This is a genomic window from Sphingomonas sp. CCH9-E2 (genome assembly GCF_001557215.1).
In the GTDB taxonomy this organism is placed as follows: Bacteria; Pseudomonadota; Alphaproteobacteria; order Sphingomonadales; family Sphingomonadaceae; genus Sphingomonas.
In genome coordinates this window covers 1-19,954 of sequence record NZ_LSJM01000257.1, presented here as the reverse complement: position 1 = coordinate 19,954, position 19,954 = coordinate 1, and the positions used below count along the sequence as shown (strand labels likewise).

The 19,954-nt window shown below is 66.2% G+C and carries 19 protein-coding genes; 8 read left to right on the top strand and 11 right to left on the bottom strand.

From position 1 onward, the window contains the following. Positions 1 to 729 (top strand): class I SAM-dependent methyltransferase, encoded by a 729-nt coding sequence (locus AX681_RS11950; RefSeq protein ID WP_066664985.1) that lies wholly within the window; start codon positions 1 to 3, stop codon positions 727 to 729. Here the strand turns inward: AX681_RS11950 and AX681_RS11945 are convergent. Genes AX681_RS11945 through AX681_RS11935 form a run of 3 tightly spaced genes read right to left on the bottom strand, consistent with a single transcriptional unit; the run spans position 704 to position 4,352 of the window. Then, entirely contained in the window at positions 704 to 1,801 is a 1,098-nt protein-coding gene (locus AX681_RS11945; protein ID WP_082738163.1) for a tetratricopeptide repeat protein, read from the bottom strand. The genes AX681_RS11950 and AX681_RS11945 overlap by 26 nt on opposite strands. Before the next feature lie 26 nt (positions 1,802 to 1,827). Then, the gene (gene dacB / locus AX681_RS11940) at positions 1,828 to 3,270 is read right to left on the bottom strand and encodes a D-alanyl-D-alanine carboxypeptidase/D-alanyl-D-alanine endopeptidase (RefSeq protein WP_066664981.1); all 1,443 of its coding nucleotides are present in this window, start codon (positions 3,268 to 3,270) and stop codon (positions 1,828 to 1,830) included. Further along, positions 3,267 to 4,352 carry a glycosyltransferase family 2 protein gene (locus tag AX681_RS11935; RefSeq protein WP_082738161.1) on the bottom strand — a complete coding sequence of 362 codons (1,086 nt, stop codon included), beginning with the start codon at positions 4,350 to 4,352 and terminating at the stop codon, positions 3,267 to 3,269. The genes dacB and AX681_RS11935 overlap by 4 nt, the downstream gene beginning before the upstream one ends. A gap of 152 nt (positions 4,353 to 4,504) precedes the next feature. Here AX681_RS11935 and AX681_RS11930 point away from each other — a divergent pair, with 152 nt between their 5' ends. After that, positions 4,505 to 5,521, top strand: a complete 1,017-nt coding sequence (locus tag AX681_RS11930; RefSeq protein WP_197424286.1) for a helix-turn-helix transcriptional regulator — start codon at positions 4,505 to 4,507, stop codon at positions 5,519 to 5,521. Here the strand turns inward: AX681_RS11930 and AX681_RS11925 are convergent. From AX681_RS11925 to AX681_RS11915, 3 genes are all read right to left on the bottom strand, one after another. Next, complete coding sequence (locus AX681_RS11925; RefSeq protein WP_066664970.1) at positions 5,505 to 6,131, bottom strand: hypothetical protein; 627 nt, start codon at positions 6,129 to 6,131, stop codon at positions 5,505 to 5,507. The two genes, AX681_RS11930 and AX681_RS11925, sit on opposite strands and share 17 nt — an antisense overlap. 116 nt (positions 6,132 to 6,247) lie before the next feature. Beyond that, positions 6,248 to 8,335 carry a RelA/SpoT family protein gene (locus tag AX681_RS11920; protein WP_066665000.1) on the bottom strand — a complete coding sequence of 696 codons (2,088 nt, stop codon included), beginning with the start codon at positions 8,333 to 8,335 and terminating at the stop codon, positions 6,248 to 6,250. Between the two features lie 183 nt (positions 8,336 to 8,518). After that, positions 8,519 to 8,821: a CC_3452 family protein gene (locus tag AX681_RS11915; RefSeq protein ID WP_066664968.1), complete on the bottom strand. Its 303-nt coding sequence runs from the start codon at positions 8,819 to 8,821 to the stop codon at positions 8,519 to 8,521. A 145-nt stretch (positions 8,822 to 8,966) separates the two neighbouring features. Between AX681_RS11915 and AX681_RS11910 the strand changes: the two genes are divergently transcribed. Continuing rightward, positions 8,967 to 9,461: a winged helix-turn-helix transcriptional regulator gene (locus tag AX681_RS11910; protein WP_066664966.1), complete on the top strand. Its 495-nt coding sequence runs from the start codon at positions 8,967 to 8,969 to the stop codon at positions 9,459 to 9,461. Here the strand turns inward: AX681_RS11910 and AX681_RS11905 are convergent, their stop codons facing one another. Both AX681_RS11905 and AX681_RS11900 read right to left on the bottom strand, forming a co-directional pair. Then, the gene (locus AX681_RS11905; RefSeq protein ID WP_082738159.1) at positions 9,462 to 11,237 is read right to left on the bottom strand and encodes a sensor domain-containing diguanylate cyclase; all 1,776 of its coding nucleotides are present in this window, start codon (positions 11,235 to 11,237) and stop codon (positions 9,462 to 9,464) included. It abuts the gene before it with no gap. 71 nt (positions 11,238 to 11,308) lie between these two features. Then, positions 11,309 to 11,770, bottom strand: a complete 462-nt coding sequence (locus AX681_RS11900) for an acyl-CoA thioesterase (protein WP_331710013.1) — start codon at positions 11,768 to 11,770, stop codon at positions 11,309 to 11,311. 123 nt (positions 11,771 to 11,893) lie between these two features. On the opposite strand from AX681_RS11900, the gene AX681_RS11895 reads away from it, so the two are divergent. Further along, positions 11,894 to 12,478, top strand: a complete 585-nt coding sequence (locus AX681_RS11895) for a porin family protein (protein ID WP_066664959.1) — start codon at positions 11,894 to 11,896, stop codon at positions 12,476 to 12,478. 55 nt (positions 12,479 to 12,533) lie between these two features. Here the strand turns inward: AX681_RS11895 and AX681_RS11890 are convergent, their stop codons facing one another. Continuing rightward, positions 12,534 to 13,739, bottom strand: coding sequence for an LL-diaminopimelate aminotransferase (locus tag AX681_RS11890; protein ID WP_066664997.1), 1,206 nt, complete (start codon positions 13,737 to 13,739; stop codon positions 12,534 to 12,536). A gap of 235 nt (positions 13,740 to 13,974) precedes the next feature. On the opposite strand from AX681_RS11890, the gene AX681_RS11885 reads away from it, so the two are divergent. The 3 genes from AX681_RS11885 to clpS all read left to right on the top strand — a co-directional run bounded on the left by AX681_RS11885 (position 13,975) and on the right by clpS (position 16,991). Beyond that, positions 13,975 to 15,678: a PHA/PHB synthase family protein gene (locus AX681_RS11885; protein ID WP_066682310.1), complete on the top strand. Its 1,704-nt coding sequence runs from the start codon at positions 13,975 to 13,977 to the stop codon at positions 15,676 to 15,678. Between the two features lie 90 nt (positions 15,679 to 15,768). Further along, positions 15,769 to 16,479, top strand: a complete 711-nt coding sequence (phaP, locus tag AX681_RS11880) for a phasin family protein (RefSeq protein ID WP_066655503.1) — start codon at positions 15,769 to 15,771, stop codon at positions 16,477 to 16,479. Positions 16,480 to 16,649: 170 nt separating this feature from the next. Continuing rightward, positions 16,650 to 16,991, top strand: coding sequence for an ATP-dependent Clp protease adapter ClpS (clpS, locus tag AX681_RS11875; protein ID WP_066655501.1), 342 nt, complete (start codon positions 16,650 to 16,652; stop codon positions 16,989 to 16,991). A 3-nt stretch (positions 16,992 to 16,994) separates the two neighbouring features. On the opposite strand, the gene AX681_RS11870 is transcribed toward clpS, so the two are convergent. After that, positions 16,995 to 17,471 (bottom strand): protein tyrosine phosphatase family protein, encoded by a 477-nt coding sequence (locus AX681_RS11870; RefSeq protein ID WP_066655495.1) that lies wholly within the window; start codon positions 17,469 to 17,471, stop codon positions 16,995 to 16,997. A 40-nt stretch (positions 17,472 to 17,511) separates the two neighbouring features. Beyond that, a complete protein-coding gene (locus tag AX681_RS11865; protein WP_231733610.1) occupies positions 17,512 to 18,246 on the bottom strand; it encodes a Crp/Fnr family transcriptional regulator in 735 nt (244 codons plus the stop codon). Between the two features lie 124 nt (positions 18,247 to 18,370). On the opposite strand from AX681_RS11865, the gene murA reads away from it, so the two are divergent. Continuing rightward, positions 18,371 to 19,654, top strand: a complete 1,284-nt coding sequence (gene murA, locus AX681_RS11860) for a UDP-N-acetylglucosamine 1-carboxyvinyltransferase (protein ID WP_066655490.1) — start codon at positions 18,371 to 18,373, stop codon at positions 19,652 to 19,654. The last annotated feature ends 300 nt before the right edge of the window (positions 19,655 to 19,954 follow it).

The window sequence follows — 19,954 nt, the reverse complement described above, 5'->3', positions numbered from 1 at the left end:
ATGGACCGCATCGTTTACGACCGCATGGCCGAGCATGATTCCACCCATTGGTGGTATGTGGCGCGCCGCGACATCCTCGCCGACTATATCGCGCGCTATGTTCAGCCGCCAAAGGACGCGCGGATCCTCGAAATCGGCTGCGGCACCGGGCACAATTTGCCGATGCTCGGCGCGTTCGGTACGGTCGACGCGATCGAGATCGACGAGGCCGCCCGTACCGTCGCCAGCGCGCGGCTGGGCAAGGAGGTCGGCAGCGCGCCCTTGCCTGAGCTGACCGGGGTGGGCGAGGGGCAATATGACCTGATCGCCGTGCTCGACGTGGTCGAGCATGTCGAGGACGATGTCGCCGCGCTCGCCGGCATGGCCAAACGCCTCAAGCCCGGCGGCAAGATCCTGATCACCGTCCCCGCGCATCAGTGGATGTGGAGCGCGCACGACGTGGTGAACCACCACAAGCGCCGCTATTCGAAGGCGACGCTCACTGCCGCGCTGGACAAGGCCGGCCTCAAATGGCGCAAGCTGCGCTGGTTCAACTCGCTGCTGTTCCCGGCCGCCGTCGCGGCGCGGGTCGCGGGCAAGCTGACCGGCAAGGACGACAGCGACGATTCGCCGCCGCCGAAGCCGCTCAACTGGGCGTTCGAGAAGATTTTCGGGCTGGAGCGCCATCTGCTCGGCCGCGTGCCGCTGCCGCCGGGCCTGTCGATCATCGTGCTGGCGGAGCCGAAGTAACCGACAACCGCCACGCGACGCGGATGCTCGTCGCGAACACCGGCGCGTAACTGCGCAGCTCGCGGCTGGCCGCAGCGTCGAAGGTGCGGAAGCGCGCCTGCGATGCCATCGCCCCCGCCATCGCCGCGCGCAGCCGCGTCCGCGCTTCCGGCTCGCGTCCCGGGCGGGTGGCGAGCAGATCGCCCAGGCTCCACTCACCGACGATGCGGTCGCGATTGTCGGGGGGCAGGAAGCGCGCCTTGATCGCGAGGGCGCGGCGATAGCGGTCCTCGGCCTCCGCGATCATGCCATCGGCGCGGTAATTGGCGGCAAGGCCGTTGAGCAAATTGGCGACATCCGGATGGTCCGCGCCCGAGGCGGCGGTGAACAGTCGCATCGCCTCGTCCAGCAGCGTTCGCCCCTGCGCCAGGAAGGTGCGTTTGCGCAGCGGATCGAGTCCGCCGCCCTCCACCGTGTCCGTCGGCGCGACCACCGAACGCGTCGCCCCCGCACGGCGCCGGAACATTGGCGGGATCACGGTCGCGGTCGCCATCCGGTAGAAATTATTGCCGTGATTGTTGAGCAGGATGGCCAGGTCGGTGTCGCGGGTCTGGCGGGCAATGGTCACCGCCTCGGCGAATAGGGGATCGGCCTCGAACGCCTTGCCCTGGGCGGCGAGCACCTCGGCCAGAGCGTTGAGCGCCCAAGCCAGCTCCATTTGCGCCGGCGATACGGTGCGCTGAATGTCGAGCGAGCGCCGCGCCAGTGCCTCGGCTTCGGTGAAGGCGCTACGCGCCATCGCCAGCGCGGCGAGTTGGCGCAGGCTGCGGGCTGTGTCGCCATGCTTCTCGCCATGCTTCGCGAGGCGGATCTCGAACGCGCGGCGGTAAAGCGGCTCGGCATCGGCGAGCCGGAGCTGCATCGAAAGATTGTCGGCCAGCTTCTCCGCAGCATCCGCCGCGGCGATGCTGTCGGCGCCCCGCCGCTGCGCCTGTTCATACCGCGTGCGGCGCGCGCGCTCGGCATCGGCGTAGCGGCCTGCCGCCTCCAGCGCGGCGGCATCCTGAACCAGCGTCATTGTGGCCAGCAGCATGGATCTTCCCCCGGCGGGGGCCTGCTTCAGTTCGCCTCGGCGACCACGACCAGCGCCGCATCGATCATCGGCGTTCCCGATGCATCCCCCGGCACATCATTGGCATAGGCGGCGAAGCTGAGCAATTTTCCGCTCTTGGCGAGCATATATCCGGCGAGCGCGTTGGTCGCGTTGATCGACCCGGTCTTGGCGAAGATGCGCCCTTCCAGCGCCGTCCCCCTGAACCGCCGGGCAAGCGTCCCGTCGACTCCACCGACCGGCAGCGTCTCGCGCCATGCCGCTCCCCAAGGCTGGCGCGTGATCCAGTCGAGCAGGGTCACCATGCCGCGCGGGGCGATGCGGTTATAGGTCGACATGCCCGACCCGTCGGAAAAGTCGAACGCGGTGCGCGGCACTCCGGCGGCCGCGAACATCGCGGCGACGCGCTGTTGCCCGTCGGTGACCGACCCGGTGCCGTCGATCAGGCCGGTGCGGCGCAGCAGCAGTTCGGCGTGGAGATTCTGGCTGACCTTGTTGATCGTGCGGACATCCTCCGCCAGCGGGGGCGGGGTCAGCGCGGCGAGCCACACCGGTTCCGGCGGACGCGGCGGCGGGGCAGTGCGCCGGGCCGGGTCATCGGTCGCGGCGTCGAGCGCCCGGTAGCGTGACGTGACCGTGCCGCTGACCTTAACCCCGCGCTCGCGCAACAATGCGGCCAGCCGCCACGCCGCATAATGCGCCGGATCGTCGATGCCAAAGCGCAGCGTCTGCGGCTTCGCGTCGGCGGCGATGGTGCCGGTGAGGCGGACAGTGCGGTCGAAGGGCAGCCGGTCGAAATTGATGTCGGTCTTGCCGCCCGCCGCGACCGTGGCCACGCGATTGTCGATCGTCACATAGCCAAGATGCTCGATCCTGGGTGCGTCGCCTGGCGTGCCGGGGGCGACGGTCGCGACCAGCTCGTTATCGTCCAGCGTCAGCGCAGAATTGGCGGTCCCTGAGCGCGTCGGGATGTTGTTCCAGCTCATCCCCGAACTCCAGCGCTCGTCGGGGAAGGCGGTGGCGTCGCCGGTGATGTTGCGCACCCGCCGGATGCCCGCGGCGATCGCATTGGCGAGCTGGCTCAGGCAATTGGTGACGCAATCCGCGGCGCTGGACAGGCGCGCATCGCCGCGCCCGGTCAGGATGACGTCCTTGCCCTCGATCCGCACCGCCGCGCCGCCGGTCGAATCGGGCGCAACCATCGCGTCGGGCATCGCCCACCATGCGGCGGCGGTGGTCACGATCTTGGTGTTGGATGCCGGGATGAAGCGTTCGTCAGGGCGGATCGCGACGATCTCACGCCCGGTGCCGTCGCTGACCACGAGTCCGAACCGCGCGCCGAAGGGCGCCTTGGCGAACTCCGCCGCGACCCGGTCGCGCAGCGGCGGCGCATCCTGCGCCAGAGCCGGCGCGGCGAGTGCTAGCGCGACGAGGACGAGCGCTGCCCTCACAGTAGCGTAGGCGGCTCGGACTTGCGTCGGGATGGCTTGGCCGGGGTCGGGGCAGGCTCGTCCGCATCCGCGCGCGGCGGCGCGAAGGGGGAGACGGTCACCTCGCCCGAATCGCGGAAGCGATAGCCGAGCGAGGCATGGCCCTTCACCGGCCCGGCGACATCGGCGACGAGATAGAGCGGCCGCCGCTTCGATTCGACATAGAGGCGACCGAGATACTCGCCGATCATGCCGAGCACGAACATCTGCACCGCACCGAGAAACACGACGACCAGCATCGTCGAAGTCCAGCCCTGCACGGCATTGCCGAACAGCCAGCCGACGACGATATAGAGGAACAGCAGCACCGAGAGGCCGGTGAGCGCCAGGCCGACATGGCTGGCGAAGCGCAGCGGCGCGGTCGAGAAGCCGGTCACCGCGTCGAGCGCGAAGCGGACCATCTTGGCGAGCGGATACTTCGTCTCGCCCGCGTGCCGCTCATGCCGGTCATAGACGAACGGCACCTGCCGGAAACCGACCCAGGCGACCATGCCGCGGATGAAGCGCGCCTGTTCGGGCAGCGACAGAAAGGCGTCGAGCGCGCGGCGGCTCATCAACCGGAAATCGCCGGTGTCGAGCGGGATCGGCGTGTCGGTGATCCGGTCGAGCATGCGGTAGAAGAGCGCGGCGGTCGCCTTCTTGAAAAACGTCTCGCCATCGCGCTTGCGGCGCACGGCATAGACGACGTCCGCGCCCTGTTCGCGCATCGTCGCGCGCATGTCGGACAGCAGCTCGGGCGGGTCCTGCAGATCGGCGTCGATCACCAGAATCTCGTCGCCCGCGCACAGGTCGAGCCCGGCGGTCAGCGCGAGCTGATGCCCGTGATTGCGCGAGAGATTGACCGCGACCAGATGCGGGTCGCTGGCGGACAGCCGCTGCATGACCGACCAGCTGCCATCGCGCGACCCGTCATTGACCAGGACGATCTCGTAATCGTCGCCGACTGCCGCGCGCGCCGCCGCCGACACGCGGGCGTGCAGCAGCTCGAGACAGCCTTCTTCATTGTAGCACGGTACGACGACCGAGAGCTTTGGACGTTGCATGCGCGGGGTTTAGCGCGGCACGCGGGCCGCGTCATGTGCGATTTGCAGCGCGCGCAACGCGGCGGTTGGAGAGAAATTGTCATTCGCCCGGGCAAAGGGGCTGGCGTCGAACCGGGCTTTGCGGACAGTGTGGCGGGATGGAATCCGGGGTGGTGTTCGATCTCGTCGTGCGGAGCATGGCCGCTGGCATGGCGCTGGCCAAGGCAGCTGCACTGGCGCGCACGGTCGCCCTGTCGGTGGTCACCAGGCAGATCGGCGTGGCAGCGTGCCTGGCGTTCGCGGCGCACGCGATGCTGCCGGTCGCGCGTCAACTCTGGCCGGATCTGATCGTCCTGCTCATCGTCCCGACGCTCGCCGCACCCTTGCTTTATTGGATGCTGGCGCGGTTGATTTTTGTCGACGGGTGGCAGGTGCGGCACTGGCATTGGGCCGCTTTGCTCCCGCTCGAGGGGATCGGCCTGGTGCTGGCGCTGGGACTGATCGATCGCGGGACGACGCTTGCCGCGCTGGCGGGGCTGGTCCTGCGCGGGGTCGCGCTGGTGCTCGTCGTCGATGCGCTGCAATCGGTCTGGCGGGGCTATCGCGACGACCTGATCGAAGCGCGCCGCCGCCTGCGCATCGCGCTGATCCTGGCCGGTCCGCTGGCCATCGCGATGCTGCTGCTCCCCCCGATGCTGCCCGTGACGGCGCGGCCACCACTGCTGCTGCGCGTCGAATCGGGGCTGCTGCTGGCTTTCGCGCTCGCGGTGGCGATGCTCGTGCTGCGGGTGGAGGCGGCGCTCGCGCCGGACCGGGGCGCGGCACAACCGGAGACGGATCCGTCCAGCCCCGACGATCTGGCGCGGATCGATCGGGCAATGGCGGAAGAGCCTTGGCGCGACTGTGCGTTGACGCTCGAACGCTTCGCTGCGCTCGCCGGAATCCCGGTCTATCGCCTGCGCCGCGCGATCAGCGATGGGCTGGGCCATCGCAACTTCCCGGCTTTCGTCAATGCCGCGCGGCTCGACGCCATCGCCCTCCAGCTGGCGAACCCGGAATGCGCGCGCACGCCGATCCTGACCTTGGCGCTGGACCATGGCTTCGGATCGATCGGCCCCTTCAATCGCGCATTCCGGGAACGGTTCGGCGTGACGCCGACCGTCTACCGCGCCACTAACGGCGGAAGCTGACGCCAAGAAACGGTCCGCGTCCGTCCCAGCCGGGATTGTAGCTGCCCTCCTTGCCACCGTTGGAGATGTGCGCGCCCTGCCAGCCGGCTTCGACCGCCACGTGGCGCGACACCGCGATGCTGGCGCCCGCGCCCCAGCGCAGGAACCCGTTCACGCTGGTGCCACCGGCAGGGAATGCCTTGCCGAACGCGTAGAGAAACTCGATCGATCCTTCGGCGAACGGGGTGACCGGCCCGATCCGCAGCGGCGCAATCCGCAGCACTCCGCCCGCAGTGACGCCCGATGCGTTGCTCGATCGGGGCAGTTGGCCTGGGCTGCGCAACTCGCCCTGCGCGACCAGGACGCCCCCGGTTGCACCCAGCGTGACGCCAAGCGGCAGCTGCCAGTCATGATAGACGTTCAGCGTCGCGATATCGATATCCCGCTCTTGCCCGAACAGCGCGTGGCGCTGTGGCATCAGATATTGCGCACGCACCCTCAGATTGCGCTCGACGCCCCGATCGGCGGCAGGCTCGGCGCGCGGTGCCTCCTCCGGCTGATCCGGGAGCGGCGCGGCGGGCAGGGTGGGGGCAAGGGCAAGTGCAACGCAACAGAGTGGGACAGACAACATGGGATCCTCTTTCAACATGAGAGGACCCCGCCCTGCACCCGCCGCCGCCGGACGTCTCGCCGATCGCTGAAATCCGCCGGACCGTGCAGATTCCAGCCATAATTTGTCGAAAACGGCTAGACCCGCTCCGCCGAACTCACCGCGTCCGCCGCGCGCAGCGCCGCGATCAGTTTCATCAGATGCGCGGCGTCGCGCACCTCGACATCGATCATGTTGGTGTGGAAGGTCGTGTCGCGCGTGTCGAAGCGGATGTTGAGGATGTTCGCCTTGTGCTGGCCGAGCAGGGTCGCGACCGCGCCGAGTGCACCGGGTTCGTTCTTCAGCGTCACCGCGATGCGCGCGGTGCCACCCTCGGCCTTGTCACCCCAGCCGATATCGACCCAGTCCTGATCCTCGACCGCATCGAGCGTGGCGCAGCTGATCTGGTGGATTTCGATCGGCGCGTCTGGCTGACGCACCCCGACGATGCGGTCGCCGGGGACCGGGTGGCAGCAGGTGGCCAGGTTAAAGGCGACGCCGGGAGTCAGCCCCTTGATCGAGATCGGGACGCGCTGCACCGGTTGGAGCAGCGCTTCATCCTCGGTCGATCCGGGCATCAGCGCTTCCATCACCTGCGCGTCGGTGACCTTTTGCCGCGCGATCGCCTCCATCAGCGCATCGGCATCCTCGAACTTGAGCCGGGTCAGCGCGGCCCCCAGCGCCTCCTCACCGATCGGGACGGGCAGGCGGCCAACAATCTCGTCATAGAGCTTGCGCCCCAGCGCGATCGTCTCGTGCCGCTCCTTGTGGCGCAGGTGGCGGCGGATCGCCGCGCGCGCCTTGCCGGTGATCGCGAAGTTCAGCCAATTGTCCTGCGGTCGCTGCGCTTTAGAGCGCAGGATCGCGACCTGATCGCCCTGCGCGATTTCGGTGCGCAGCGGGACGACGCGGCCGTTGATCTTCGCGCCCACCGCCTGATCGCCAAGGTCGGTGTGCACCGCATAGGCAAAGTCGATCGGGGTCGCGCCCTTGGGCAGCTGGATCAGTTCGCCCTTGGGCGTGAAGGCGAAGATGCGATCCTGATACATCGCCATCTTGGTATGTTCGAGCAGCTCCTCGGGGCTTTCGGCCTGTTCGAGGATGTCGACCAGATCGCGGATCCAGCTGACCTGCGTATCGGGGCGCACGGCGTTCTGCTTGTACGACCAGTGCGCGGCGAGGCCGTGCTCGGCCTGGCTGTGCATCTCGCGCGTGCGGATCTGGATTTCGACGCGGGTGTCGCCGGCATGGATGATGCTGGTGTGCAGCGAGCGGTAGCCGTTGCGCTTGGGCGTCGAGATATAATCCTTGAACCGCCCCGGCACCATCGGCCAGCGGCGATGGATGATGCCGAGCGCGCGGTAGCACTCTTCTTCGGTGCCCACGATCGCGCGGAATGCCATGATGTCGGACAGTTGTTCGAAGCTGACGTGCCGCTCCGACATTTTCTTCCAGATCGAATAGGGGTGTTTCTCGCGCCCCGAAATGTCCGCCTCGACCCCGCCGCGCGACAGCAGCAACTTGAGGCCCGATCCGATCTTGGCGATGCGGTCCTCGCCCTCGACGGTCAGCGCCGCGAGCCGCCGGGTGATCGATTCATGCGCTTCGGGCTCGAGCTGCTGGAAGGCGAGCGTCTGCATCTCCTTCATGAACTCGTACATGCCGATCCGCTCGGCGAGCGGGGCGTAGATGTCCATCGTCTCGCGCGCGATCCGCCGCCGCTTCTCGGGCTTCGCGATATGGTGCAGCGTGCGCATATTGTGCAGCCGGTCGGCGAGCTTGACCAGCAGCACGCGAATGTCGTCCGACATGGCGAGCAGGAATTTGCGCAGATTCTCCGCCGCTCGCTCGCTTTCGGTCTGCGCCTCGATCTTGGACAGCTTGGTCACGCCGTCGACCAGTCGCGCGACGCTCGGCCCGAACTTGGCGAGGATCTCTTCGGGCGTGGCGACCGTATCCTCGATCGTGTCGTGCAGGATCGCGGTGGCGATCGTCTCGTCGTCGAGATGCAGGTCGGTCAGGATGCCCGCCACCTCGATCGGATGGCTGAAATAGGGGTCGCCGTTCGCGCGCTTCTGACTGCCATGCGCGTGCATCGAAAACACATAGGCGCGGTTCAGCAGCGCCTCATTGGCTTCGGGGTCGTAGGACAGGACCCGATCGACGAGTTCATATTGACGCAGCACAATGCGAATGTGGGGGGTGATGCTGCTGCTTTGCAACAGGATTCACGCAAAACGGGCACCGCCGCTGGCCGATGCCCGTTTCACTGTTGCGTCGAAGTGACGGCTGTGTGGCGCGTTTGCGATCCAGCCGAGCTGGAGCGGGCGGGCACCGCCGTTCAGCGAAGCTGAACCTGGCTCAAGCGCTTACTTGGCGCGTGCGTTGCAGGCGGCGAGCGCCTCTGCGTCGAACGCGGTGCCGGCGACGGTGAAGGTGCTCAGCGCACCGACTCGCTGCACGACACGCTCGCACATCACCTTGTCGGTCATGGTCGACTTGGGCGCGGCGCAGGTGCCGTCCTTGCACTTCCAGACCGTGGTCTGGGTGATGAAGCTGGCCTTCTTCGGCGCTTCCGCCGGAACGGCGGTGTAATGGCCCGACTGGGCCAGGGCGGGGGTCGCGGCGCTCAGGCAGAGCGCGGCAGCGGCGATCGGGGCGAAGCGGATCATGATACTCTCCCTGGGGTGCACTGCAACAAAGGTTGCGAATCGCTACCTACTCCGATAGGTATTCAGTTGCAACTGAAAACTGTTGCTGCACCGCAAGGAACTTATCGCGTTGTGCGGCGGTGAAATTAGGGTAGATTTGGCGGTTATGGGTCACACTGGACTGCGAGAACCGCTGCGACAGCTCGCCACCAATTGCAGCCTTCCGGCGGCGTTGGAGGCGATGGGAGAGCGCTGGTCCTTCCTGATCCTGCGCGCCGCGTTCAACGGCCTCTATCATTTCGAGGAGTTCCAGTCGGAACTCGGCATCGCGCGCAACATCCTCGCCAATCGGCTCACGCGACTCGTCGATCATGGCATCCTCGCGCGACAGACCTGTGACGATGATCGGCGGAAGGTCGAATATCGCCTGACCGAAAAGGGGTTCGCGCTGCTCCCGACCATGGTTGCACTGCGGCAATGGGGCGAGCGGTGGGAGACCGGAATGCCCGCGACGCCGGTGCTGGTCGACGCGCGCGACCATCGCCGCATCGCGCCGGTTCAGGTGCGCAGCCATGACGGGCGCGTGCTCGGCAAGCACGATCTGCTATGGTCGTTGCCGGAGGATGTGGTCGGCGAAAGCCCGGCCGAAGCCGCCGAATAATCAGGCGGCGGCGAGCTCGCTGCGGTTGCGGCCGCGCGACTTGGCGCGATACAGCGCTGCATCGGCGACGCGGAAGACTTCGTCCGACGACAGGTCCGGGCGGATCGGCGCGACCCCGGCGCTGACCGTGATCGTGAAGATCGCGTCCCCGGCATGGATCCGCGCATCCTGCAGCGAGCTGCGCACCCGCTCGCACGCCGCCATCGCGGCGGCGGTCGACAGGCCAGGGAACAGCACCGCGAATTCCTCGCCGCCCAGTCGCCCGATCACGTCCTCGACGCGCAGATTGGCGCGCAGCACATCGGCAAAATGGAGCAGCGCGGCGTCCCCCGCGTCATGGCCGTGGCTGTCATTGACCCGCTTGAAATGGTCGAGATCGAACAGAGCGAGCGTTCCCGGCCGGTCGGGCGTGTCGGCGCGGAACTGATCGATCCGATCCTGGAACGCGCGGCGGTTGAGCACGCCGGTCATCGGATCGGTATTGGCCTGGCGCAGCAGATCGGCTTCGCGCGCCTTGCGCTGGCTGACCTCGCGCACGACCGTGACCACATTTACCACCGCCTGATCGGCGTCGCGAACGGCGCGTGCGGTGGTCTCGAACCAGCGGATGCCGCCGGTCGCGGTATGGCCGCGAAATTCGAAGCGGTGGACGCGCTCCGGCTCGGCGATCACGTGGCGATAGGCTTCGCGCACCCGCTCGCGATCGACATCATGGACCAGCTCGGACGGGCTCTTGCCGATGATCGTCTCGGGCACATGGCCGGTCACCTCCCGCATCGATGGGGATGCGAACTCCACCGCGCCCCTCGGGTCGAGCGTCAGCACCACGTCGGATACATGTTCGGAAATGAGCCGATAGCGTGCCTCGCTCAGTGCGACCGATGCGGCAAGGCGCTGGTTCTGCGCGATCATCGTCGCGAAGGGCACCGCGATCAGGAACAGCATGGCGAGATAGAATTGGAAGAACTGCAGCCGGAACGCATCGCTCCCGTCGATCAGTTCGAGCGGCCCCATGCCTGCGACGGTGAAGCCGGCCCCGATCAGTGCGATCACGAACACGCCCAGCGTCGCCCCGGCGACGCGAAACGCCATGGTGGCGATGATCAGCGGCAGGATCGGCACGAACAGCAGCGGCAGCTGCGACTGGGCGAAGCACAGGCCGGTCACCGCGCTGATCAGCAGCGCAATGCCGAAGAAACGGCGGCGTGCAACGGGGCCGCTGAACCGGTCGCGATAGGTGGAGCCGGCCAGCGCGAGCAGCGCGATCGGCGTGCCGATCAACGCGCCCAGGCCGTGGCCGATGGCCCAGCTGAGCCACACCAGCCACGGGTCCGCCCCTTGATAGAGCGCGAGCGTGATCGCCGGGATCACTCCGCTGGCAAGCGGAGCGACGATCCCTGCCGCAGCCACGAACACGGCGAGCGCGGGGAGCGACAGAAACATGCGCGCATCGACCCTCAATCCGCGCAGCAGTGCCCAGGCGATCAGTGCCTCGGCAATGTTCGCAACGGCAAAGATCGGTGCCAGTGGCGCATAGGGCGACACGGCCAGCGTCGCCGCGACCGATGCTGCAAAACAGCTCGCGACATGCAGCGGGCGTTCGGTTGCCGGCCGGGTCAGCAGCGCCCCGACCAGCAGCGCGCTGGCAAGCCACAGCAGGGCGACATGGCCGCTCAGCCGGGTGAACGCGATCGCGCCGACGGCGCACAGGAAATAGGTCAGCGCGACCGCAACGACGACCAGCAAACTGGATTGGGACAGGCGACCGCGGCGCATGGACAGAGGTTAGCCCCCACCTGTTAACGGCGCGTTTCCCGCAGCTCCGGGCGCGCACCTACTCTGCAAAATCAGTCGGTTCCCAGCATGCGATTGCGGATTTCCGGCGGGATCGGCGTCGACCGTCCAGCGTCGAGATCGACATTCACATGAACCAGCTCGATCACGGTATGCAGCACGCCGGTTTCGGCATGGACCAGTTCGATCAGGCTGGTCACGCTCGACGTGCCGATCCGCGCGGTGCGGGCAAAGGCATCGAATTCATCGTCGTAACGGAACGGCGCCTTGTAATCGACCGTGGCGCGCGCGACGTGAAACTCCATCGCCTGCCATTCGGGCAGCTCGGCGAGCCGCAGCCAGCGCCAATATTCGCTCAGCGCGACATCCGCATATTCAAGGTAGCGCGAGTTGAACACGACCTTCTGCCCGTCAATCTCGGCATAGCGCACGCGCAGTCGGTGGGAAAAGGCAAAGCCGGGGCGGGTCATGTCGTTGCAGTGGCGCAACACTGTCCCGAATTCAACCTTTCGCACCCGGGTCCGCAAGAAATTCGAATGGACGACAAAGTGGTGCCGCAATATCGGCAGCGCGCCCGTTGAATCAAACACTTATGGTGGGTTTTTCAGGCCGTCCCGGCCACCGATAAAGGGGGAATTATGAAGAAGCTTCTGGTCGCCGCGGCGGCCCTTACGTGCCTGCCCGGCGTCGCATTCGCGCAGGAAGAAGAGTCGGCAGGCAATCTGTTCGACGGCGCGCGCATCGAGGCGCGTCTCGGCTACGAAACCCCGACCGTCAGCGGCGATGGCGATATCTACAAGATCGGCAGCGCGGTGTCCTATGGCGCCGAAATCGGCTTCGACCTCGCGGTCAGCAACAAGGTTACCGTCGGCCCGTTCGTGAACTATGAATTTTCGGGTGTCGAACTGTGCGACGGTCCTGATTGCCTCAAGGTCAAGGGTAACCTGGCCGCCGGCGGGCGCGTCGGCGTCGAGCTCAGCCCGACCACCGCGCTGTATGGCAAGCTCGGCTATGCCTCGCTGACGATCGAAGCGAGCAGCGGCGCGACCACCGCGAGCGACAGCAAGGGCGGCGTCTATGGCGCGCTCGGCGTCGAACTGTCGGTGTCGAAGAACGCTTATGTCAATCTTGAAGCGGCCTATGCCGACTTCGGTGACTTCTATGGCACCGGCTTCAACCTGCAGCGCCGCCAGGCGTCGGTCGGGTTCGGTTTCCGCTTCTGATCCATCCGGATCGGTAACGGAAAGGGGCGCTCCGGTCGGAGCGCCCCTTTTTCGTTCAGGCCGATTTCGCGCCGGTGTTGACGCCCATCGATTGCAGATATTTCTTCACGTTGCGCGCCGCCTGCCGCAGCCTTTGTTCATTCTCGACCATCGCGATGCGCACGAACCCTTCGCCATTCTCGCCATAGCCGACGCCGGGTGCGACTGCGACCTTGGCGTGGGTCAGCAGCTGCTTGGAAAATTCGAGGCTGCCAAGATGCGCCAGCGCGGGCGGGAGCGGGGCCCAGGCGAACATCGACGCGGGCGGGGGCGGGATGTCCCATCCGGCGCGACCGAAGCTCTCGACCAGCACGTCGCGGCGCTTGTGATATAGGACGCGGTTCTTCTCGACGATGTCCTGCGGTCCGTTGAGCGCGGCGCAGGCAGCCGCCTGGATCGGGGTAAAGGCACCATAATCGAGGTACGACTTCACCCGCGTCATTGCCGCGATCAGCTGTTTGTTGCCGACGGCAAAGCCCATGCGCCACCCTGCCATCGAATAGGTCTTGGACAGCGAGGTGAACTCGATCGCCACGTCCTTGGCGCCCGGCACCTGCAGGATCGACACGGTCGGCTTGCCGTTGAAATAGAGCTCCGAATAGGCAAGGTCGGACAGGATCCACACCTTGTTCTCCTTCGCCCAGGCAACCAGCCGCTCGTAAAAAGCGAGGTCGACCGTTTCCGCCGTCGGGTTGGACGGATAGTTGACGACGAGGATGCTCGGCCGCGGCACGGTGAAGGCAATCGCGCGCTCGAGGCTCTCGAAATAGGCTTCGTTCGGCGTGGTCGGCACCGCGCGGATCGTCGCGCCCGCCAGAATGAAGCCGAAGGTGTGGATCGGATAGCTCGGGTTCGGCGCGAGCACGACATCGCCCGGCGCGGTGATCGCAGTGGCGAGGCTGGCCAGCCCCTCCTTCGACCCCATCGTCACGACGACCTCGCTATCGGGATCGATATCGACGCCGAAGCGGCGGCCATAATAATTGGCTTGGGCGCGGCGCAGGCCAGGGATGCCCTTGGACTGCGAATAGCCATGCGCGTCGGGCTTGCGCGCGACTTCGATCAGCTTTTCGATGACATGGTCCGGCGGGGGCAGGTCGGGATTGCCCATGCCCAGGTCGATAATGTCCTCGCCCGCCGCGCGCGCCGCTGCCCGCATCGCATTGACTTCGGCGATGACGTATGGGGGCAGGCGCTTCATGCGGTAGAATTCTTCGGACATCGTCTTGGGTTCCGGCTCCTCGGGGTGGTGCGCTTCGCGCGATGCCTCGTTATACAGGGGGAAGGGCGGCAAGCCAGAGGAGAGGCACGTGGCGACGGCAAAGAAAAAGACGACGACCGCGAAGACGAAGCCCGACACCGCCGCAGCCGCCGCCAAGCCCAAGGCCAAACGCGCGGCCAAGCCGAAGCCCGATCCCGCGCCCGCCGCTGAGGCCGGTGCCGATGCCAAGCCCGCGCTGGAGGATCTTCAGCACTGGACCTGGGTGTTCGGCCGCGCACAGCAGATGATGATGGAGCAGGGGCTGGATTTCGCCGGACAGATGCCGACGATGCCCGCAATGCCGAGCGTCCCGCCTATGGACCCGGCCGCAGCGATGCGCGCTGGCGCGGAATTCTGGGCCGACACGATGACCTTGTGGCAGCGTTTTCTCGACCCCGCTGCAGCGCCCAAGTTCGAGGAAACGCCCGAGCAGGCGCGCGACAAGCGCTTCAAGGCGCCGCAATGGCGCGAACAGCCGGTGTTCGACTTCATCCGGCAAAGCTACCTCACGCTGTCCAGCCACCTGCTCAAGGGCGTCGACCAGATCGAAGGTCTGACCCCGAAGCAGAAGGAGCAACTGCGCTTCGCGACGCAGGGGTTCATCGACGCGATGAGCCCGAGCAACTTCCCCGCCACCAACCCGCTGGTGGTCGAACGGACGATCGAGACCAAGGGCGAGAACCTGCTCAAGGGCCTCGCCCACATGCTCAACGACCTGTCCAAGGGGCAGATGACCCAGACGGTCGAGGGCGCGTTCGCGGTGGGCGAAAACATCGCGACCACGCCGGGCCGGGTGGTCAAGCGCACGCCGCTGTATGAGCTGATCCAGTATTCGCCGACGACCGACACGGTGTTCGAAACGCCGCTGGTGATCTTTCCGCCCTGGATCAACCGCTTCTACATCCTGGATTTGACGCCCGAGAAGAGCTTCATCCGCTGGGCGGTGGAGCAGGGGCTGACCGTGTTCGTCGTGTCGTGGAAATCGGCCGACGCGACCATGGCCGATGTCGTGTGGGACGATTATGTCGAGCGCGGCCAGATCGACGCGATCGACACGATCCGCGACCTGCTCGGCGTCAAGAGCGTGCACACGATCGGCTATTGCGTCGCCGGGACCACGCTCGCCGCGACACTCGCCGTGCTCGCCGCGCGGGGCGAGGCGGCGAAGGTCAAGAGCGCGACCTTCTTCACCGCACAGGTCGATTTCAGCGAAGCCGGCGACCTCAACGTCTTCGTCGATGACGAGCAGCTGGCGCTGATCCAGTCGCTGACCAGCGACGGTTTTCTCGACGGGCGCTACATGGCCGCGACCTTCAACCTGCTGCGCGGGCGCGACCTGATCTGGAACTATGTCACCAGCAACTATTTGCTGGGCGAGGATTACACCCCGTTCGACCTGCTCCACTGGAATTCGGACGTCACCAACCTGCCCGCGAAGTGGCACGCGAGCTATCTGTCCGACCTGTATCGCGACAATCTCCTGATTCAGCCGGGCGCGCTGGCGATCGGGGGGACGCCGATCGACCTGACCCGCGTGACCACGCCTGCCTATGTCCAGGCCGGGCGCGAGGATCATATCGCCCCCCCGCGCAGCGTGTGGAAGCTGACCGGGCATCTGGCCGGGCCAATCCGCTTCGTCCTCGCCGGATCGGGGCATATTGCGGGCGTGGTCAACCCGCCGGCATCGGGCAAATATCAATATTGGATCAACGAGGCTGGTGCCGCAAATCTTGACGATTTTGTTGCAGGCGCGATTGAGACCAAGGGCAGCTGGTGGCCCGACTGGATCAAGTGGATCGAAACACTGGACGGCAAACGGGTGCCTGCCACAAATGCCAGAATTCCCAAGGTAGATGAGGAACTTGGCGCAGCGCCGGGACGTTACGTCCGAACCCGCTAGATTTTTTGTGCACTGCACAATAAGCCTCTTGAAACGCGACTTGCTTCGACGTATATGCTGCATTGCAATAATCGCAGCGAGGACGTCGATATGGCCAGCAAGGGTCCGCGTACCGGGGCGAAAAAGCCGGTAGCCAAGACACCGATCGCAAAGGTCGCCGCGCCGGTGGTCGAGCCGAAGCCCGAGCCGGTCGTGGAGGCCGTTGCCGCGCCGGTCGAGCCGGTCGCTGAAGTGGCCGCTCCGGTGATCGAAGAGATTGTCGAACCGGTCGTCGAAACTGTCGCGGAAGCCGTTGAGACGGTCGCCGCACCTGTAACCCAGATTATCGAAGACACCGCCCCGCAGATGGCGGACACCGCAAGCAAGGGAATCTATACCATGGAAGCCATTGAAAAGAGCCAGGCGATGTTCGCCGAACTGAACGACAAGGCGAAGGCCGCTGTCGAAAAGAACACCAAGCTGGTCGGCGAAATGACCGAGCTGGCCAAGGGCAATGTCGAAGCGCTGGTCGAAAGCGGCAAGATCGCTGCCAAGGGGCTCGAGACCCTGGGTCAGGACGCTGCCGAATATAGCCGCAAGCAGTTCGAGCAGGCGACTGCCACCATGAAGAGCCTGGCCGCGGTCAAGTCGCCGGCCGACTTCTTCAAGCTGCAGAGCGATTATGTCCGCAGCACGTTCGACTCGATGGTCGCCGAGACTTCGAAGAACACCGAAGCGTTCATCAAGCTCGCCGGCGACGCCGCGCAGCCGGTGTCGAACCGCGTCGCGGTCGCGATGGAAAAGATCAAGACCGCGGCCTGATCCGGCCAAGGGTCCTGATCGGACGAATTCGGGGCGGTCGCCATGCGCGGCCGCCCTTTTTCGTGTTGGTGGCGATGAAATGCGGTCCCCGCGCGGCTCCCCCCTTGCCCTCGACTCACCGCTGCCATATTTTCGCAAGCCTCATGACAGCGCTGCGCACCACGACCCCGATGACGCCGATCACGATGGGCGATCCCGATCGCGACGATGACGAAGGCACCAATACCGGTGTCGTCACCCGCACGCGCGCCAAGACCAAGAAGCCGACGCCCTATCGCGTGCTGATGCTCAACGACGATTACACCCCGATGGAGTTCGTCGTCCTGGTGCTGCAGCGCTTCTTCAAGATGGACATGGAAGAGGCGACGCGCGTGATGCTGCAGGTGCATCAGCGCGGCGTCGGCGTGTGCGGCGTGTTCAGCTACGAAGTGGCGGAAACCAAGGTCGCGCAGGTGATGGATTTCGCCCGGCAGAACCAGCACCCGCTGCAGTGCACTCTGGAAAAGGCGTAAGGCTCAGTAATCCCGCCCACGATAGCGGTGCTCGGCCCCTTCGACCGGCGTGTCGCCGATAAACGCGGCCCACACGCCGGCGGGCTGCCACACCGACTCCAGCTCTTTCCGCGCCGCCGCTTCGCCGATTGCATCGCGGCGATAGCGGTAGAGAAACGCCGACACCCGCGCATTGACGATGCAGTGGACATGCACTGTCCGCCCCGCCGCCTCGACTTCACCCATCGCGGCAACGAATGCCGCATAATCATCCTCGCTCGGCGCGGCGAAATCCACCGGGATATAGGAGTAGCGCATTCCCAGCGCCGCGACGCTGGCCGCTTCGTCGGGCAGCGCCTTTACATGTTCATGCGGGCCAAGGTTGATGACATCACTGATGCCGAGCGCGGCGATCTCGCCCAGCTGCGCTTCGGACGGCTGGCCCGAACTGGTCAGCGCCGGGCTCAGGCGGCGCCAGTTGAGGATGGCGGGTTCGGTCATGCGATCAGCCTAGCACGCGACGCGGCCCCAAGCGACCGGGTCACCGCGGCTCGGGCAGCCAGCTGAGGTCCAGCCCCTCGTACCGGTTCACATAATTCGCCGCGCGGGCGAGCGCCGCTTCATCGATCAGCGTGACCCGGCCCGATTCGCGCCCGATCATCCCCTCTTCCTCCAGCTGCCGCAGCATGCGGTTGACATGGACCGACGTCAGACCGGTCGCATCGCCAATTTCCTCCTGTGTCAGGCCTAGGTTGAACGCCTTGTCGATCGTCTTGTCGGTCCCGCGCAGCCGGTTGCGCAGTTCGAGCAGCAGCGCCGCGACGCGCGCCTTGGCGGAAGTGCGGCCGAGCGCGGCGAGCCGATCGGTCAGGGCCACGCGCTCGATCTGGCACAGCACCAGGATCAGCGATGACAGGCGCGGATGCGCGACGCACAGCGCACTGAATGCTTGCCGATCGAACGGGCACACCACGCAATCGGACAGCGCACACAGCGTTTCGGGCGATTCGCGATAGACGATGCTGGAAATGCCCAACACATCGCCGGGGAAGTGGAAGCGCAGAATCTGGCGGCTGCCATCGTCGAGCAGGACATAGCTCATCACCAGTCCCTTGCGGAGAATATACAGTTCGTCCGCCGGCTCATTCTCGCGCAGCAGGATCGCGCCACGCCGGATATGACGCTGCCGCTCCTCCAGACGCTCGAGCGCGGCCTTCTCTCCCGGCACGAGCGTAATTAGCTCGCCCAGGATCTCCGCGAAACAACTCCCTGACACTCTGTCCCTTCCCCCAACTACCTCCTGCAAAGCAGCCCTGAAAAAACAGCGCATTAAAGTCGATCAAGCCGCGTAACGGTTGGCCGCACTTGCGCGCGCCCTTTCACGCGATAGAAGCCCCTCAATGGACCGTATTCTCATCCGCGGCGGAAACCGCCTATCCGGTAATATTGCTATATCCGGCGCGAAGAACGCCGCGTTGACGCTCATGCCGTGCGCGCTGTTAACCGACGAGCCGCTGACGCTGCGCAATTTGCCGCGCCTCGCCGACGCCGACAGTTTCGGCCACCTGCTCAACGAACTCGGCGCATCGACCGCGATCGAGGGGACACGCCCCACCGATTTCGGTCGCGTGCTGACCGTGCGCGCATCACGCCTGACCTCCACCGTCGCGCCGTATGACATCGTGCGCAAGATGCGCGCGTCGATCCTGGTGCTCGGCCCGTTGCTTGGCCGTGAAGGGGTGGCGACCGTCTCGCTGCCCGGCGGCTGCGCGATCGGCAACCGCCCGATCGACCTGCACCTCAAGGCGCTCGAAGCGATGGGCGCGGAGATCGAGCTGGCCGCCGGCTATGTGAAGGCGACCGCACCGGGCGGGCGCCTGCCCGGTGGCAAGTATCGCTTCCCGGTCGTGTCGGTCGGTGCGACCGAAAATGCGCTGATGGCTGCGGTAACTGCACGCGGCACCACGGTGCTCGACAATGCGGCGCGTGAGCCGGAGATCGTCGACCTGTGCAACCTGCTGGTCGCGATGGGGGCGTCGATCCATGGCATCGGCACCGAAACGTTGACGATCGAGGGCCGCGACCGCCTTCACGGCGCGACCTATGCCGTGATGCCCGACCGGATTGAGGCGGGCAGCTATGCCTGCGCCGCTGCGATCACCGGCGGCGACGTGGTGCTGGAGGGGGCCAAGGCCGACGACATGCGCGCGACGCTCGATGCGCTGGTCGAGGCGGGCGTGACGATCGAGGAACTGCCCAACGGCATCCGCGTCGCGGCTGACGGCCCGCTCAAGCCGATCACCCTGTCGACCGCGCCCTATCCGGGCTTCGCCACCGACATGCAGGCACAGTTCATGGCGATGCTGTGCAAGGCGGACGGCGCGAGCGTGCTGACCGAGACGATCTTCGAAAACCGCTACATGCACGTGCCCGAACTGGCGCGCATGGGTGCGGACATCACCGTCAGCGGGCGCACCGCCGTGGTGCGCGGCGTCGACCGCATGGTGGGCGCGCCAGTGATGGCGACCGACCTTCGCGCATCGATGAGCCTGATCCTCGCCGGCCTGGTCGCCGACGGGGAGACCCAGGTCAGCCGCATCTATCACCTCGACCGCGGTTACGAGCGGCTGGAGGAAAAGCTGCAGGGCGTCGGGGCCGACATCGAACGCGTCGGTGACGGCTGACGCTGGTCGCAAGTTTGATCCTCCCCCGCCAGGGGGAGGTGTCGCCGCAGGCGACGGAGGGGGAGGACGGCGACGTGCTCCCCCTTCTTGCGTCGCCCCTTCCTCCCCCTCCGTCAGCTTCGCTGCCACCTCCCCCTGGCGGGGAGGATTGAGATCGCGCATGCGCGATGTTGCTGATACCGGGTCCGCAAGATCGAATCGCCGGAGACTGCATATGCGCTTGATCGTTGGACTTCTCGCCGGGCTCTCGCTGGCGGGTTGCGCGTCGGAGCGAGCCGCTACGCCCGCTGCGCCGGTCGG

Bases quoted from the DNA above. Each gene is read 5' to 3' on its own strand.
- AX681_RS11890 (WP_066664997.1), bottom strand. From the start codon at position 13,739: ATGTCCGAAGAATTCTACCGCATGAAGCGCCTGCCCCCATACGTCATC.
- murA (WP_066655490.1), top strand. From the start codon at position 18,371: ATGGACCGTATTCTCATCCGCGGCGGAAACCGCCTATCCGGTAATATT.
- AX681_RS11905 (WP_082738159.1), bottom strand. From the start codon at position 11,237: ATGCGCCGCGGTCGCCTGTCCCAATCCAGTTTGCTGGTCGTCGTTGCG.
- phaP (WP_066655503.1), top strand. From the start codon at position 15,769: ATGGCCAGCAAGGGTCCGCGTACCGGGGCGAAAAAGCCGGTAGCCAAG.
- AX681_RS11935 (WP_082738161.1), bottom strand. From the start codon at position 4,352: ATGCAACGTCCAAAGCTCTCGGTCGTCGTACCGTGCTACAATGAAGAA.
- AX681_RS11915 (WP_066664968.1), bottom strand. From the start codon at position 8,821: ATGATCCGCTTCGCCCCGATCGCCGCTGCCGCGCTCTGCCTGAGCGCC.
- AX681_RS11895 (WP_066664959.1), top strand. From the start codon at position 11,894: ATGAAGAAGCTTCTGGTCGCCGCGGCGGCCCTTACGTGCCTGCCCGGC.
- AX681_RS11950 (WP_066664985.1), top strand. From the start codon at position 1: ATGGACCGCATCGTTTACGACCGCATGGCCGAGCATGATTCCACCCAT.
- clpS (WP_066655501.1), top strand. From the start codon at position 16,650: ATGACGCCGATCACGATGGGCGATCCCGATCGCGACGATGACGAAGGC.
- AX681_RS11870 (WP_066655495.1), bottom strand. From the start codon at position 17,471: ATGACCGAACCCGCCATCCTCAACTGGCGCCGCCTGAGCCCGGCGCTG.
- AX681_RS11910 (WP_066664966.1), top strand. From the start codon at position 8,967: ATGGGTCACACTGGACTGCGAGAACCGCTGCGACAGCTCGCCACCAAT.
- AX681_RS11925 (WP_066664970.1), bottom strand. From the start codon at position 6,131: ATGTTGTCTGTCCCACTCTGTTGCGTTGCACTTGCCCTTGCCCCCACC.
- AX681_RS11945 (WP_082738163.1), bottom strand. From the start codon at position 1,801: ATGCTGCTGGCCACAATGACGCTGGTTCAGGATGCCGCCGCGCTGGAG.